This window comes from Ochrobactrum teleogrylli (assembly GCF_037482325.1).
GTDB classification, from domain to species: Bacteria; Pseudomonadota; Alphaproteobacteria; order Rhizobiales; family Rhizobiaceae; genus Brucella; species Brucella teleogrylli.
The window spans coordinates 712,705-727,778 of record NZ_JBBHKQ010000002.1 but is presented as its reverse complement, the minus strand read 5'-3'; the positions used below and the strand labels follow the sequence as shown (position 1 = coordinate 727,778).

Here is a 15,074-nt window from a genome sequence, read left to right as displayed (position 1 = left end):
TTCGTCTTGGATTTCACGATTTCAAAAAAGACGCAAGCGACCGCCGATCGTTTAACGGCGTTTATGGAAGAACATGTCTACCCGGCTGAAGCGGTTTACCATCACCATGTGGAAACGGCTTCCAATCGCTGGTCGATTCCACCCATAATGGAAGACCTCAAGGCCAAGGCAAGGGAACAGGGCCTCTGGAACCTGTGGCTTCCCGAATCCGAATATGGCGCTGGCTTGACCAATCTCGAATATGCGCCGCTTTCCGAAATCATGGGACGCTCGTTGATTGGTCCAGAAGTCTTCAACTGCAATGCGCCCGATACAGGCAATATGGAAGTCTTCGTGCGCTACGCCACTGACGAACAGAAAAAGCGTTGGCTGGCGCCACTGCTGGAGGGAAAAATCCGCTCTGCCTTCTGCATGACCGAGCCGGAGGTTGCTTCGTCCGATGCGACCAATGTGCGGTGTTCGATCGTTAGGGACGGGAACGACTACGTGATCAACGGGCGCAAATGGTGGGCAAGCGGCGCGCTCGATCCACGCTGCGAGATCATGATTGTCATGGGCAAAACCGATCCGAACGCCGAAAGCCACAAACAACAGTCGATGATCCTTGTGCCAACCAATACAGCGGGCGTCACGCTGCTGCGGCCGATGCAGGTCTTCGGCCATGACGATGCACCGCATGGTCATGCGGAGATTGCTTTCGAGAATGTCCGCGTGCCGAAGGAGAACATCCTGCTTGGCGAAGGGCTCGGTTTCGAAATCGCGCAGGGTCGGCTTGGGCCGGGACGTATTCATCACTGCATGCGGCTGATCGGTTGCGCCCAGCGCGCGCTGGAGATGATGTGCGGGCGTGCGCATGAGCGTGTCGCCTTCGGCAAGCCGCTTGCCGAACAGGGTGCAGTGCGCGAAGAAATCGCCCGTAGCGCCTGTGACATTGCGCAGGCGCGCCTGCTCACGCTTTCCGCCGCCGACAAGATGGATCGGGAAGGTAACAAAGCCGCCCGTGATCTGATTGCGATGATCAAGATCACAGCGCCAACAATGGCGCAAACGGTGATCGACCGCGCCATCCAGCTGTTTGGGGCTAAGGGCGTCAGTCAGGATACATTTCTTGCCGACGCCTGGAAATACGCCCGCACGATCCGCATTGCGGATGGCCCCGACGCCGTGCATTTGATGAGTCTCGGTCGTCAGTTGCTGAAGCAGCACGGGGCGTCGAGAGCATGAGCGCGCCAGTTGTCGGAGAAGGACGGAAAGGAACAGTCGGTGCAGAGGAGACCTTGCTCGATCTCGATAAGCTTGTCCCCTATCTCGAAACCAACCTTCCGGGCTTTCATGGCCCAGTCAAAGCAAGCAAGTTTCCCGGCGGCCAATCCAATCCGACATTCTTGATCGAAGCGAAATCGGGAAAATATGTGCTGCGCCGGAAGCCATCGGGTGTCCTTTTGAAATCAGCGCACGCCGTCGAACGCGAATATCGTGTGATGAAGGCGCTGGGTCCCACAACTGTTCCAGTGCCGAATGTCGGTCTGCTGTGTGAGGATGAAGCAATTGTTGGCACCGCCTTCTTCGTGATGGACTTTGTGGAGGGGCGCATTTTCTGGGACCCGGCGCTCCCTGATTTGCCGGTCGATATGCGTGGCGACTATTATCTGGAAATCGCCCGCGTCCTGGGTGAAATGGCGAAGCTTGATCCGGCGGCTGTTGACCTTTCCGATTATGGTCGCTCCGGCAATTACGTGCAGCGGCAGATCAGTCGCTGGACAGAGCAGTATAGGGCTTCGGAAACCGAAACAGAGCCGGATATGGAGGCGCTGATCCAGCATCTGTCGGAATGGCGATCCGATGAGGACCGTATCGCATTGGTCCATGGCGACTTTCGCATCGACAATCTCGTGTTCCACCAGACTGAACCGAAGATCATCGGTATTCTCGACTGGGAGCTCTCGACATTAGGCACACCGCTTGTCGATGTCGCCTATTTTTGCACCATGTTGCGCCTGCCGCGCGAAGGCTATGTCAAAGGTCTGGGCGAGATCGATCGCGAAACTATCGGCCTTCCCTCCGAAGAGGCTTTTCTCGCAGCATTTTGCAACTCCAGTGGGCTTGCGGTTCCGAAAGATTGGAGCCTTTGGCTTGCCTTTCATGCTTTCCGTTTCGCTGCGATTACGCAGGGCGTCAAAAAACGACATCTGGAAGGCAATGCGTCGAGCACAGCTGCCGGCGAGGCTGCCGCCATGATGGAAATTTCCGCCGCACTCGGTCGCAAGCTCGTCGACGTTCGGCATAATTGATACACGAAAAGTAAGGCAGTTTTTCATGACGCCCGCTTCAAAAGATATCTACGTCGTCAGTTGTGTCCGCACTGCGATCGGCGTGTTCGGCGGTTCTCTCAAGAACCATGCGCCGACCGAATTGGCGGCGCTGTGCGTCGCTGAGTCAGTCAAAAGGGCCGGTGTCGAGCCCGCCCAGATCGGTCACGTGGTCTTCGGTCACGTCATCAATACGGAACCGAAGGACATGTATCTGTCGCGCGTCGCCGCGCTTGAGGCCGGATTGCCGATCGAAACCCCGGCGATGAATGTTAATCGGCTTTGCGGTTCCGGCCTGCAGGCAATCGTTAGCGCAGCACAGGCCATTGCACTCGACGAATGCGATCTCGCAGTAGCAGGTGGTTCCGAGGTGATGAGCCGCGCGCCCTATCTCATGTCGTTCGCGCGTTGGGGGCAGAAAATGGGCGACGCTCAGTCTGTGGACGCGTTGGTTGGTGCGCTGACAGATCCTTTCGGCCATGGGCATATGGGCGTGACGGCCGAAAATATCGCCCGTCGGCGGCATATTTCCCGTAAGGATCAGGACACGTTTGCGGCGGAGAGCCATGCGCGCGCTGAGCGGGCCATCAAAGAGCGCCGATTTGCAGACCAGGTTCTGCCGGTCCTCGTCAAGGACGGGAAGGTGGAGCGGGTTTTCGACATTGATGAGAACGTGCGCGCAGGAACAACGGTCGAAAAACTGTCCAGCCTGCGACCTGTCTTCGAAATGGAAGGCTCTGTCACCGCTGGCAATGCTTCCTCCATCAATGATGGTGCGGCCGCACTGGTGTTAGCGAATGGCGATGCTGTTTCTGCCCATAACCTCAGACCGATGGCGCGCATCCTTGGCTGGGCGCACGCCGGTGTCGAGCCGGATGAAATGGGTATTGGCCCAGTCCCGGCGGTGCGCAAGCTACTCGAACGTACCGGGCTTTCGATCAGCGATTTCGACGTGATCGAATCCAATGAAGCATTTGCGGCGCAGGCCCTTGCTGTCTCCCACGCTCTCGATTTTGCGACGGAAAAGACCAATCCGAATGGCGGCGCCATTGCGCTTGGTCATCCGGTCGGTGCAAGCGGCGCAATTATTGCGGTCAAGGCCATATACGAATTACAGCGCCTTAAGGCTCGTTATGCGCTCGTGACGATGTGTATTGGCGGCGGACAGGGTATCGCCGTGGCGCTGGAACGCCCAAACTGAAGGCCAAGACGGTCATTTCCCAAGACGAAAGGCATTTTGAATGACCTACCTCGCGCCCGTTAACGATATTCTCTTCACGCTCAATGCGATTGGTGGTCTTAATGACACAATCGATAGTGGGCTTTATGGGGAGACCGATATAGAACTTGTGACAGCTGTCGTGAAGGAAGCGGGGCGTTTCGCATCCGAACGTATCGCGCCGATCAATCGGGAAGGCGATCTGATCGGTGCGCGCCTGGAGGGCGCGCGCGTCATCATGCCGCCAGCCTTCAAAGAGGTCTACCAATCTTGGGCGAAAGCAGGTTGGAATGCATTGCCCTGCGCTCCGAAATGGGGTGGTCAGGGACTTCCCTCTCTCGTTCAGGCCGCCTGCACCGAAATCTGGAATTCTGCTTCGATGGCCTTTGCGCTCGGGCCGCTTTTGACCGCGGGCGCGGTTGAGGCGATTGCCGCACATGGCTCGCCGGATCTTCAAGCGCGTTATCTGGAGAAATTGGTTTCCGGATCATGGATGGGGACGATGAACCTCACCGAACCACAAGCCGGTTCCGACCTTTCCGGTATGCGAAGCAGCGCCGTGCGGCAGGACGATGGCGCTTACCGGATCAAGGGCCAGAAAATCTTTATCACTTATGGTGAACACGACCTGACCGAGAACATCGTGCACCTCGTATTAGCGAGGCTTCCTGACGCACCGCCCGGTACGCGGGGCATTTCGTTATTCCTGGTGCCTAAATTTCTGCCCGATGGAACCCGTAATGATGTGTATTGTGGCGGGATCGAGCAAAAGCTCGGCATCCATGCTTCTCCCACTTGCACCATGATCTTCGGTGATGGGCCAGGAGCGATTGGCTGGCTGGTGGGCGAAGAGAATCGCGGATTGAACTGCATGTTCACGATGATGAACAATGCGCGTCTTGCTATGGGGCTGCAGGGTGTGGGTGTTGCGGAAAGAGCCTATCAGCAGGCGCTCGGTTATGCCCGCGAAAGACACCAGGGGAGGACTGTTCGTGGTGCGGGACCTGCGGCAATCATTGAACATCCAGACGTCAAACGTATGCTTTTGACAATGAAATCCAAGATTCATGCGGCAAGAGGTATCTGTTATCTGACAGCTGCCGCGATTGACCGTGCGCGTCTGGTGACTGACGCGGATGAAAGGCGTGCAGCTGAGGAACGCGCGTCTCTGCTGACACCGGTGGCCAAAGCCTATGGCAGCGATATTGGATGCGAGGTGGCATCGCTCGGCGTCCAGATTCATGGCGGCACGGGATTTGTCGAGGAAACTGGAGCGGCGCAGCATATGCGCGATGCTCGCATAGCGCCGATCTACGAGGGCACCAATGGCATCCAGGCTATCGATCTGGTAATGCGCAAGCTTTCGGTATCGAACGGTGAATCTGTGCGTTACCTGATTGCTGAAATTGCGACAACAGCGGAGAGGCTTCTGGGAAACCGTAATGCCGATCTGGCCGCTATTGGCGAACGGTTGAAAGCTGCATGTCGCGATTTTAATCGCGTCACGGTTTTCCTATTGAAATTGGTGGAAGAAAAAGCCAACGAAGATGCGCTTGCAGGTGCTACCCCATACTTGACCGCTTTTGGACATACGCTTGGTCTGGCGACATTGGCGACAATCGCTGAAGCTGCCCATAACCAGATCGTAGAAGGATTTGACCAGCCCCAGCACAAGGGGCGTATAGCGCTCGCTCGGTTCTTTTCCGATCAGATCGCGACCGAAGTATCGGGGCTCGTTGAATGCATTGAGATGGCTGGTCCATCGCAGCAATCTGCGGAGCTGGCTCTATCCAGCTCAGAGGGGCTTCTTACTTGAGCAGTTTAATCTCCCACGATATGGTCAGTATATTGCTTTTTTGGTAACCGCCGGCGCTGCGGATGTAGAACTATGTCACTCTAGCCATTATTGGGCTCTCATCAGGGAACTCGTTTGTGATTACAATTCGCTTTCTGAGCGAAATGTTTCGCGTGTTAGGTCTGAATAGCTCTGTTCTTTACGAAGCCGACGTCAGGTTTAGCATTTTGAATGCCTGCCAATCCGTTGTGGGAAGTTGGGCAGCGATTCTTGACTGGCAATCAGGTCGCAGCGCTAACATTCTCCAGAATAATTTCATCGTGCTCTCGAAGCAGCAATAGGTAGCCTTCCCTTCGAAGCGCCAAGGTTGGCGTGGAGTGCTTCGTTCCCTTATTCCGAAGGGCCTGTTAAGCAGAAAGAAGCCGCCGAAATACCTCGGCGGCTTCTTCCCGACATCGCGATAATCCGGATGGCTAGCTAGACAGTTTCCAACTGTTCAGGGCTCAGTCGGAGCACTGCGGCCCGACGGTGTCCTTCGAGCTGTTCCGTTGCACTTTGCCGAACAGCAGCTGGCGCTACAGCAGCAACGCCACGCTCGTCCAGCCATTGATGCGTGGCAATTTTTACGTATGAGCCCACCCAAAGTCCACCCGTGTAACGGCCCGCCGCCATAGTGGGCAGTGTGTGGTTCGTGCCGCAGCATTTGTCGGAGTATACAACACTGGCCAGCTCGCCGATGAAAATCGAACCATAGTTGCGCAGCTTTTTCGCCGTTGCCTTCGGGTCGCGTGTGTGGACCTGAAGATGCTCTGTTGCGATATAGTCGGAGTAGGCGATCATGGTTTCTTCGTCGTCAACAACGGTCACTTCGCCGTAATCTTTCCATGCAACCCCTGCTACAGCAGCGGTGGAAAGGTCCCGCAGCTGTTTTTCGACTTCTTTGATGGTCTCATCCGCCAGCTTCCGATCTGTCGTAACCAGGCCAACGCGTGTGCGTACGTCATGCTCAGCCTGAGCAAGCATGTCGGTCGCCAGCGTCGCAGGATTGGCTGTTTCGTCGGCAACGATGAAGATTTCGCTTGGGCCCGCAAGCTGATCAATACCTACTTGGCCGAAAACCTGACGCTTTGCTTCGTTTACAAACGCATTGCCGGGCCCCACGATTTTGTCGACCGCGGGAATAGTCTCCGTGCCATATGCCATGGCTGCGATTGCCTGTGCACCGCCGACGCGGAAGATGCGGTCTGCACCCGCCAGATGACAGCCTGCAATCATGGCCTGATGCGCATTCGGGGGAAGACAGGCGATGACCTGATCACAACCAGCGACTTTGGCCGGGACGATCGTCATTACCGGAGCTGAGAGAAGAGGATAACGTCCGCCTGGTACGTAACAGCCTACGATTTCAATCGGAATAACCCGATGACCGAGATGCAGGCCCGGCAAGCTCTCTATTTCCAACGGGAGGATCGTGCCGAGTTGTGCTTCGGCGAAACGGCGGACATTGGCGATGGCAAATTCGGTGTCTTGACGCGTCTGCGGATCAAGGTCGGCAACGGCCTTGAGCTTTTCTTCCTCAGTGACCTCGAAACGGTCGAGATCCGCTTTATCAAAAGCAAGAGAATATTCGCGAACAGCAGCATCGCCGCGTTCTCGGACATTTGCGATGATGTCCTTCACTATTTTTTCGACCGGCGCCGTATCAGAGACGGCGTCTCGTGTCGGTTCTTTTATTTGAATAAACTTGCCTTTCAGCGCATCGAGACGCGACGTCATCAAAACCTCCTGTGTGGGATGATCATCCTCAACATCTTTCAAGCTTGGCTATCCGACAATTGCCCACAAACCATATGTTCATTATAATCACCAAAGCAGGTGAACCAATTTCGCTCCAGGTATCCTCCCTGCGTTTACGATGACAATGTGGGTAAGCACAGAAACATGGAAAACGATATATGCCTAAAATCGGTAGCAAACTTCGCGAACTTCGTCGTCGCCGAGATCTGGGAGTTCGAGAACTCGCCGCTCGTTCCGGGATATCTCACTCCACAATATCATTGATCGAACGTGACCGGATGAGCCCGTCCATCGACACTCTTGGTGCAGTACTCGATGCGTTGGGGACAACACTGACCGGTTTTTTCTCCGATTTGCAATCCAGCCTTCCTTATTCGCCCTTCTATTCGTCGGCAGATTTAGCTGAGATTGGGAAGGTAGATACGATTTCCTATAGAGTAATCGGTCTGGACCATCCCAATCGAGAACTTCTCATGTTACATGAACGTTATGCACCTGGGGCGGATTCTGGCGAGGAATTTACTCACGCAGCACAGGAGGCTGGCATGGTGCTTTCTGGTCTGGTTGAAGTTACGGTCGGAAGCCAGAAGAGGGTGCTAAAACCCGGCGATGGGTATTATTTTGATAGCCGTGTGCCTCATCGGTTTCGGAATGTCTTCGACGGTCAGAGCGAGATTATCAGCGCGGTTACTCCGCCAACTTATTAATCCCTTCACCCTATACTGAAATACGGTGAATATATTGACCGTTTCGGTTAACCCCGCTTTCCAAAGTTTTCAAACGTGCTTTGCTATAGGCCATCGAGAGCACAAAGGGGAGCGTCCGATGAACATACTCAAAGTTTCGATTATAGCGTCCACAGTCCTGGTAGCAGGTGTCTTTGGTGCCCAGGCCCGTGATCTGACCGTTGTATCCTGGGGAGGAAATTTTCAGGACGCGCAACGTAAAATTTTCTTTCAACCCTTCGCCTCCGCGATCGGCAAGCCAGTTTTAGATGAAAGTTGGGAGGGCGGTTACGGCGTTCTCCAGGCCAAGGTGAAGGCCGGTGTTCCAAACTGGGACGTGGTGGAAGTTGAGGCTGAAGAATTAGCGCTAGGGTGCGCCGACGGTATTTATGAGAAAATTGATTGGGAGAAGCTTGGCGGGAAGGATGCGTATCTTCCTGCAGCAGTCAGTGACTGTGGTATTGGCAATATCGTGTGGTCGACCGGGCTTTCATATGACGGCGAAAAGCTCAAAGAAGAGCCAAGGACATGGGCTGATTTCTGGGATACGAAGAAGTTTCCCGGCAAGCGCGGCCTTCGCAAAGGGCCGAAATACGCTCTTGAGTTCGCATTGATGGCCGACGGCGTTCCTGCTTATCAAGTCTATGAAGTTTTGAGCAGTGAAGGCGGCGTTGACCGGGCTTTCAGGAAACTTGAAGAATTGAAGGCAGATATCATCTGGTGGGACGCTGGCGCGCAGCCGCTACAGCTGCTCTCGTCCGGGCAGGTCGTCATGACTTCTGCTTACAATGGTCGTATCAGCGGCATCAACCGGTCCGAAGGCAAGAGTTTCGGATTTGTGTTCCCAGGCAGTGTATACGCCATCGATAGCTGGGTCATTTTGAAAGATAGCCCGAACAAGGATGCGGGCATGGATTTCATCGCCTATGCCAGCAAGGCAGAGAACCAGGCGAAACTTCCTGAATATATCGCTTACGGTTTACCGACCCTTGGGGCGACGAAGCTGGTGCCTGAACAGTTCCAGAAAGAGCTTCCGACTGCCGATGAAAACATCGGCGGAGCCATCGCTCTGGACGTGGATTTCTGGACCGACAACCTAGAAGAGTTGACGCAGCGTTTCAATGCCTGGCTAGCTCAATAGGAATCAACGATTGCAATCTCTTGCTCCATTGCCCTCAGGGGCAGCGGAGCAGCCTTTGGCCTCGAGACTACCAAGAATCAGCGCAGGTTATGATGAGTGACGCGTTTATCCATTTCGACCAGGTCAGCAAAGCGTTCGGTATGATGACCGTTGTCGATGATCTCGATCTGTCGATTGGCAAGGGAGAGTTCGTGAGCATGCTGGGCCCATCCGGGTCCGGCAAGACAACACTTCTCATGATGCTGGCCGGTTTCGAGAATCCAACTAGCGGTGCAATTGCTGTCGGAGGCAGGCGCGTAGATGCTTTGCCGCCCCATAAGCGAAATATGGGAGTTGTATTCCAGAATTACGCTTTGTTTCCTCACATGTCTGTAGCGGACAACGTAGGATTTCCGCTCAAGATGAGGGGCCTTTCCAAAGCCGAGATTGTCGAGCGTGTGACGAAGGCCCTCGACATGGTTCAACTGGGAGCCTTCCACGAACGTCGACCAATACAATTATCCGGTGGTCAGCAACAGAGGGTTGCGCTGGCTCGCGCATTGGTATTCGAGCCGGAAGTCGTATTGATGGACGAGCCGTTGGGCGCTCTTGACAAGAAGCTTCGCGAACAGATGCAGATGGATATTCGCGATATCCATCATCGCTTGGGCTTGACTATCGTCTTTGTTACACACGATCAGACTGAAGCTTTGACGATGTCCGATCGCATAGCGATCTTCAATCATGGCAAGATTGAGCAGATCGGCGAACCCTCGGAAATTTACGACCGGCCAAAAACTCAATTCGTTGCCGAGTTTATTGGCGAAACTAACCTAGTGAGCGGCACAGTCGCTTCATCGTCCAATGGCATCGTGGACGTCACTTTGGATGATGGTCAAACAATCAAAGTAGCATCTACCGCAGGCTTGGAACCTCGAAGCACTATCAATGTGTCTGTGCGCCCGGAACGTATAGAGCTCGGACAGTCTGGAGCGGCAAAAAATCAGCTAAAGGTAACGGTAGCCGATATTGTGTATCACGGTGACCATCTTCAGGTACAAGTGGACGCCGGAAACGGATCCTTCGTGGTCAAGGCTACTAGAACCGCGATCACGCCAAAAATAGGGCAAGAGGTCATAGCCTCTTTCGCTCCGGAACAATGCTGGGTCGTTTCATGAACCGTCCATCTCGGCTCCAAAATCAAATCAAGTCGATAGCGCTAATTGCACCACTGGCTCTCTTCCTGGCATTTTTCTTCGTCGCACCACTTGCAACAATGATGAAGTCGGCGGTTTCCGATCCTATCGCGTCAAGAGCACTACCCACCGTATCCGAGTCCCTGCAGGATTGGGACAGAGCAACTGTCCCGTCGGCGGCAGCTCAGCTAGCACTCGCCAACGACATCCGAAATGTCAGCGACGATGAGCTTTTCGGCGACTTGGTCCGTCGATTGAACAGCGCAAAGTCCGGCTTTCGCACTTTGATGACCAAGACACGTACCGCTGTTGCGGAGAACCAGTCAATCTCCGATCTGGTGTCGGTGGACCCGCGATGGAGCGATCCGGTATTCTGGATTGCAATCCAGGAAGCGGCTGGCACCACGATTACCGACAGAAACCTGCTGTCGGCTGTCGATCTACAGCGAGACGCCAACGGCAGTATCATCAATGTGCCCGAAGATAAATCCGCCAATCGGACCACGCTCTTTCGAACGCTGATCATGGCCGGAGTGGTGACGATATGTTGTGTTGCTATAGGACTACCCTTTGCGATGGTTGCCGCATCGACTAATGGTTGGAGACGTCAATTGCTACTGGGAGCTGTGCTTCTTCCTCTCTGGACTTCGCTCCTTGTGCGAACTGCAGCCTGGTACATCATTCTTCAGGACAATGGCCTCATCAATATGACGCTTCAAACCCTTGGCTTGACAAGCGGGCCCGTACCACTCATCTTCAACCGGTTGGGCGTTGTGATTGCAATGACCCACGTCCTTCTACCCTTCATGGTACTGCCGATCTTCAGCGTTCTCATCGGGATTCCGAAAAACCTGATGCCTGCTGCTGCATCGTTAGGCGCGTCACCCTTTCGCGCTTTTTTGTTGGTACTGCTGCCCCTTAGCCTTCGGGGTGTCGTGTCCGGTGGGCTTCTCGTCTTTATGAGTGCACTTGGTTACTACATCACACCAGCACTGATCGGGGGGGCTAAGGATCAGATGATTAGCTCTGTCATCGCCTATTACGCGACTGGGGCGGCCAATTGGGGTATGGCCGGCGCGCTTGGAATTGTGCTTCTGGCTGCAACAATGATCCTCTACGTCGTCTATCTTCGTCTATCTTCGGAGGAAGCGCGCGCATGAGAACGCTCATCGTCAGCAAGGCAATATTCGGGTCTGGGGTTATCATCTTTTTGATGGCTCCGTTATTTGCCATCCTTCCTCTGGCTTTTACAGACAGCATTTTCTTGAATTACCCGATTCCTGGTTATTCTTTTCGTTGGTTTCATGAGTTGTTCACGGCCGACGCTTGGCGTCGATCCATCGTCAATAGTTTAATTATTGGAATTGGAACGACGATCCTTGCGAGCATTCTTGGTACGGTTGCTGCACTCGGATTACGTGGAAAGTCTGTATCTTTGTTATTCAGCTTCTTTCGAACAGTATTTCTGCTGCCAATGGTCGTTCCAGCAGTCGTGCTTGGCGTCGGCATGCAGTTGATGTTCGCACAGTATGGCCTCGCAAATACGTATATGGGTGTTATCCTTGCTCATACGGTCATTGCAATTCCGTTTGTTGTTGTTAACGTGACCGCTGCGCTTCAGGGCATTGACCGCCGCCTGGAAAATGCCGCAGCTAGCCTTGGCGCATCACCTTGGATGGTTTTGCGTCAGGTAACTCTACCATTGGCAACACCGGGCATCGTGACAGGGGCGGTGTTTGCTTTTGCAACGTCCTTGGATGAAGTCGTGCTAACCTTGTTTGTTGCAGGTCCGAACCAACGCACGGTTGCTCGTCAGATGTTCTCGACAATCAGAGAGAATATAAGTCCAGCCATCGCTGCTGCGGCGTTTCTGTTCATTATTGGAACGATCATCATCGCCTCGCTCTTACTGCTTTCAAAGCGAAACCCCCGAGCTAATATATAGCAGGTCGGAAGCAAGCAAATTGGGATGCGCAGTCGTCAGAACTTTGTCCGAACAAAAGTGGCAAAGTGAGGATACTGGTCGGCGAGGGTCAATTTTTATGCAAATCAGTTTTTGACTGGCAATCAAATAATTCCAGCGATCATATAAACGCGCGGACTGACGATACTTGATGTCTACTCAGCCATTTCTGAGAACAACTAATCACGAAACGCTATAATTTTCATATAGCGTAGACCCTACGGAATAAACGACGGTTCCTAATTCAATATCAAAGAATGCGCCGAGATCTCCTCAGATACGATGATCCCAACTAAATCCATCTAGGCGCATATTGCTGGGATGTTGCGCAGATCCTTAAGGAGACCGTAATCCAGATATCGTCGGCAAATAAGGAACATTTTGCTGTTACGTGTTAGGTCACGATCTCGCTCACCTATAAAACTAGGTAGTTCCCTTACACCCCCACCCGCCCGTGCGACGAGCAAGTGCTCGCATTGATGCTTCCGCTATCAGGCCATCCCCCACAATCTCATGCATTCTGCGGAGCGGACGTGACAAGCTCGATAAGGCGGGATCCTAGTTTCCCGGTCGGATTAGCAAGATCCAACACGGCATTCATGTGGTTCAGACCTGGTATTGCAAGCACGTTGGAGACTTGGCCTGTCGAACATAATTGTTCGTGGAAGGCTTCTGCCTGTTGACGAAATGGCGACGTCTCGGCACCACCAACAGCAACTATTCGCTCCGGACATGGAAGTTGTCGCGAGGTCAGCGGGGACCAATCTATCGCTTCTGCCGGTGTCATTTTGGCCTCGTCGCGAAGGAAACTATTTGGGATGCCTGACAGATCATAGATGCCACTGACGAGTAGAAGCCCTCTTATTTTCGGCAACAAAGGCATCGCTGTTTCGGCGGGACCTATTGCGGCAAGAAAAGATGCAAGGTGCGCACTTGCCGAATGCCCGCTGACCGTGATTTTCTGAGTATCCGCCCCGAAGTCGCCCGCATATTGTTCGAGCCAAAGCACAGATCGCCGCACCTGATCTACCAGCACGTGGAGGCGCTGACTGGGCATCAGGTCGTACTCTACGATAGCGGCAACGCCGCCAGCTGCAAGAACCGGTGCAGCTACGAAGCGGTAATTCTCCTTTTCACCTGAGCGCCAATAACCGCCATGAACAAACACATGGAGGGGCGCGCCAGCGCTTGGGCGCTCGGGCCGAAGGAGGTCTAGGGTCTCCCTGCCACCGGAGCCGTACCTTATATCCGCGAACACCGCGGCCGTTGACGAGATTTCGCGACTACGATCTGCAAATTCCGCCGCAATTGCATCGAACTCTGGTACAAAATCACGGATCCGGTAGAGGTCTTGGGGTGTCACGATGAATTTCCTCAAAATTGGAGCGTATACGAAAAAAGCGCGATATGCTTCTGCTTGAAATCTAGTCCACCGGACTAATTTCTGACCGTATCAAATCAAAACGCGCTCTAGTATTCCACTGCGTAATATTTTGCTTCCATAAATTCCAAAATACCCGTAACGCCGCCTTCCCGACCAAGTCCGCTTTGCTTGACGCCGCCGAAGGGGGCCGCCGGATCCGACATCAATCCCCTGTTGATGCCCAGCATCCCCGTTTCGAGGCGTTTGCCGATCTTGAGCGCTCGCTTGAGGTCTCCCGAATAGATATAGGCAGCGAGACCATATTGCGTAGCATTGGCGAGGCGAACCGCTTCGTCCTCGGTTTCAAACCTGTAGACAGGCGCGACCGGACCGAAAATTTCTTCACGTGCGATGGCTGCATCGATGGGGACGTTCTCAAGGACAGTCGGCGGATAGAAGTAGCCGTTCTCGGCCATCGGCTTGCCACCGGTCGTGATGCGGGCGCCGGCTGCTACAGCGTCCGAGACAAGGCGGTCGATTTTCTTGACCGCGTTCGTCGTGATCATCGGGCCGCATTGTGTGTCCGCGTGGTAGCCAGCGCCAACCTTTAGCGCCGCCATACGCGCTGTCAGTCCAGCCACAAATGCATCGTGTATGCCGGACTGGACATAGAAGCGATTGGCGGCCGTGCAGGCTTCGCCCGCATTGCGCATCTTGGCGACCATCGCGCCGTCAAGTGCGGGCTCAAGGTCAGCATCATCGAAGACGATGAAGGGCGCGTTGCCGCCAAGTTCCATCGAGCAACTGACGACCGACTTGGCAGCTTCTGCGAGAAGCGTGCGACCTACACCGGTCGAGCCGGTGAAGGAGAGCTTGCGAACGCGCGCATCGGCGAGCATGGCATTGGTTACGCCGCTGGGATTGGTTGTGGTCAACACGTTAACAACACCGGCCGGGACACCCGCTTCCGCGCCGAGGCGGGCCATGGCATAGGCGGTTAGCGGTGTTTCGGATGCCGGCTTTAGAATAACGGTGCAGCCAGCGGCAAGCGCCGGACCGATCTTGCGAGTGGCCATCGCGGCCGGGAAGTTCCACGGCGTGATCAGGACCGCGATACCAATCGGCTCGTGGTCAACGAGAATGTTGTGCGAGCCTGATGGCGTATGGCGATATTCGCCTGGAATGCGCACAGCCTCTTCCGCATACCAGCGAAAGAACTCGGCAGCATAGGCCACTTCGCCACGAGCATCCGGCAACGCCTTGCCATTTTCCAACGAGATGAGTGTTGCAAGTTCCTCGGCATGCTCGCTCATCAGTTGGTACCAACGGCGTAGAATTTCTGCACGCTGGCGCGCGGGTGTAGTACGCCATCCGATAGCGGCTGCTTCGGCGGCATCAATTGCGCGGCGAGCGTCGCTGATTGAGGCGTCGGCGACCTCGGCAAGCGGCATCCCCGTCGACGGGTCCAGGACGGGTATGCCGCCTCCCTTGATCCAGTTTCCGCCAATATAGAGGCCGTGAGCATGAAGTGCAGGGTCGGCATAATCGACAATCTGTGTTTTGAGGTTCATTGGATGTCCTTTGAGA

Annotated in this window: 12 protein-coding genes; 9 read left to right on the top strand and 3 right to left on the bottom strand. The window is 54.5% G+C overall.

The window, feature by feature from the left end:
• The first annotated feature begins 6 nt into the window (after positions 1-6).
• The 4 genes from WIX40_RS20925 to WIX40_RS20910 are packed head-to-tail and all read left to right on the top strand — an operon-like array spanning position 7 to position 5,344.
• On the top strand, positions 7-1,224 hold the full coding sequence (locus tag WIX40_RS20925) for an acyl-CoA dehydrogenase family protein (protein ID WP_339441911.1): 1,218 nt from the start codon (positions 7-9) through the stop codon (positions 1,222-1,224).
• Positions 1,221-2,291: a phosphotransferase gene (locus WIX40_RS20920; protein ID WP_339441909.1), complete on the top strand. Its 1,071-nt coding sequence runs from the start codon at positions 1,221-1,223 to the stop codon at positions 2,289-2,291. Before WIX40_RS20925 ends, WIX40_RS20920 begins: the two co-directional genes overlap by 4 nt.
• A 25-nt stretch (positions 2,292-2,316) precedes the next feature.
• The gene (locus tag WIX40_RS20915; protein WP_339441907.1) at positions 2,317-3,510 is read left to right on the top strand and encodes an acetyl-CoA C-acyltransferase family protein; all 1,194 of its coding nucleotides are present in this window, start codon (positions 2,317-2,319) and stop codon (positions 3,508-3,510) included.
• 40 nt (positions 3,511-3,550) lie between these two features.
• Positions 3,551-5,344 carry an acyl-CoA dehydrogenase family protein gene (locus WIX40_RS20910; RefSeq protein WP_339441905.1) on the top strand — a complete coding sequence of 598 codons (1,794 nt, stop codon included), beginning with the start codon at positions 3,551-3,553 and terminating at the stop codon, positions 5,342-5,344.
• A gap of 456 nt (positions 5,345-5,800) precedes the next feature.
• Here the strand turns inward: WIX40_RS20910 and hisD are convergent, their stop codons facing one another.
• On the bottom strand, positions 5,801-7,099 hold the full coding sequence (gene hisD, locus WIX40_RS20905) for a histidinol dehydrogenase (RefSeq protein ID WP_339442384.1): 1,299 nt from the start codon (positions 7,097-7,099) through the stop codon (positions 5,801-5,803).
• Between the two features lie 179 nt (positions 7,100-7,278).
• On the opposite strand from hisD, the gene WIX40_RS20900 reads away from it, so the two are divergent.
• The 5 genes from WIX40_RS20900 to WIX40_RS20880 all read left to right on the top strand — a co-directional run bounded on the left by WIX40_RS20900 (position 7,279) and on the right by WIX40_RS20880 (position 12,106).
• Positions 7,279-7,827, top strand: coding sequence for a type II toxin-antitoxin system RelB family anti-toxin (locus tag WIX40_RS20900; protein ID WP_121539296.1), 549 nt, complete (start codon positions 7,279-7,281; stop codon positions 7,825-7,827).
• Positions 7,828-7,945: 118 nt separating this feature from the next.
• A complete protein-coding gene (locus tag WIX40_RS20895; protein ID WP_339441904.1) occupies positions 7,946-8,986 on the top strand; it encodes an ABC transporter substrate-binding protein in 1,041 nt (346 codons plus the stop codon).
• Between the two features lie 92 nt (positions 8,987-9,078).
• The gene (locus WIX40_RS20890) at positions 9,079-10,143 is read left to right on the top strand and encodes an ABC transporter ATP-binding protein (protein WP_339442382.1); all 1,065 of its coding nucleotides are present in this window, start codon (positions 9,079-9,081) and stop codon (positions 10,141-10,143) included.
• Positions 10,140-11,321 carry an ABC transporter permease gene (locus WIX40_RS20885; RefSeq protein ID WP_124915725.1) on the top strand — a complete coding sequence of 394 codons (1,182 nt, stop codon included), beginning with the start codon at positions 10,140-10,142 and terminating at the stop codon, positions 11,319-11,321. Before WIX40_RS20890 ends, WIX40_RS20885 begins: the two co-directional genes overlap by 4 nt.
• Positions 11,318-12,106, top strand: coding sequence for an ABC transporter permease (locus WIX40_RS20880; RefSeq protein WP_339441902.1), 789 nt, complete (start codon positions 11,318-11,320; stop codon positions 12,104-12,106). The genes WIX40_RS20885 and WIX40_RS20880 overlap by 4 nt, the downstream gene beginning before the upstream one ends.
• A gap of 529 nt (positions 12,107-12,635) precedes the next feature.
• Here WIX40_RS20880 and WIX40_RS20875 read toward each other — a convergent pair.
• The gene (locus tag WIX40_RS20875) at positions 12,636-13,487 is read right to left on the bottom strand and encodes an alpha/beta hydrolase (RefSeq protein ID WP_339441901.1); all 852 of its coding nucleotides are present in this window, start codon (positions 13,485-13,487) and stop codon (positions 12,636-12,638) included.
• Positions 13,488-13,594: 107 nt separating this feature from the next.
• Entirely contained in the window at positions 13,595-15,058 is a 1,464-nt protein-coding gene (locus tag WIX40_RS20870; RefSeq protein WP_109989803.1) for an NAD-dependent succinate-semialdehyde dehydrogenase, read from the bottom strand.
• Positions 15,059-15,074: the final 16 nt, after the last annotated feature.

Bases quoted from the DNA above. Each gene is read 5' to 3' on its own strand.
- WIX40_RS20920 (WP_339441909.1), top strand. From the start codon at position 1,221: ATGAGCGCGCCAGTTGTCGGAGAAGGACGGAAAGGAACAGTCGGTGCA.
- WIX40_RS20915 (WP_339441907.1), top strand. From the start codon at position 2,317: ATGACGCCCGCTTCAAAAGATATCTACGTCGTCAGTTGTGTCCGCACT.
- WIX40_RS20910 (WP_339441905.1), top strand. From the start codon at position 3,551: ATGACCTACCTCGCGCCCGTTAACGATATTCTCTTCACGCTCAATGCG.
- hisD (WP_339442384.1), bottom strand. From the start codon at position 7,099: ATGACGTCGCGTCTCGATGCGCTGAAAGGCAAGTTTATTCAAATAAAA.
- WIX40_RS20900 (WP_121539296.1), top strand. From the start codon at position 7,279: ATGCCTAAAATCGGTAGCAAACTTCGCGAACTTCGTCGTCGCCGAGAT.
- WIX40_RS20895 (WP_339441904.1), top strand. From the start codon at position 7,946: ATGAACATACTCAAAGTTTCGATTATAGCGTCCACAGTCCTGGTAGCA.
- WIX40_RS20890 (WP_339442382.1), top strand. From the start codon at position 9,079: ATGAGTGACGCGTTTATCCATTTCGACCAGGTCAGCAAAGCGTTCGGT.
- WIX40_RS20885 (WP_124915725.1), top strand. From the start codon at position 10,140: ATGAACCGTCCATCTCGGCTCCAAAATCAAATCAAGTCGATAGCGCTA.
- WIX40_RS20880 (WP_339441902.1), top strand. From the start codon at position 11,318: ATGAGAACGCTCATCGTCAGCAAGGCAATATTCGGGTCTGGGGTTATC.
- WIX40_RS20870 (WP_109989803.1), bottom strand. From the start codon at position 15,058: ATGAACCTCAAAACACAGATTGTCGATTATGCCGACCCTGCACTTCAT.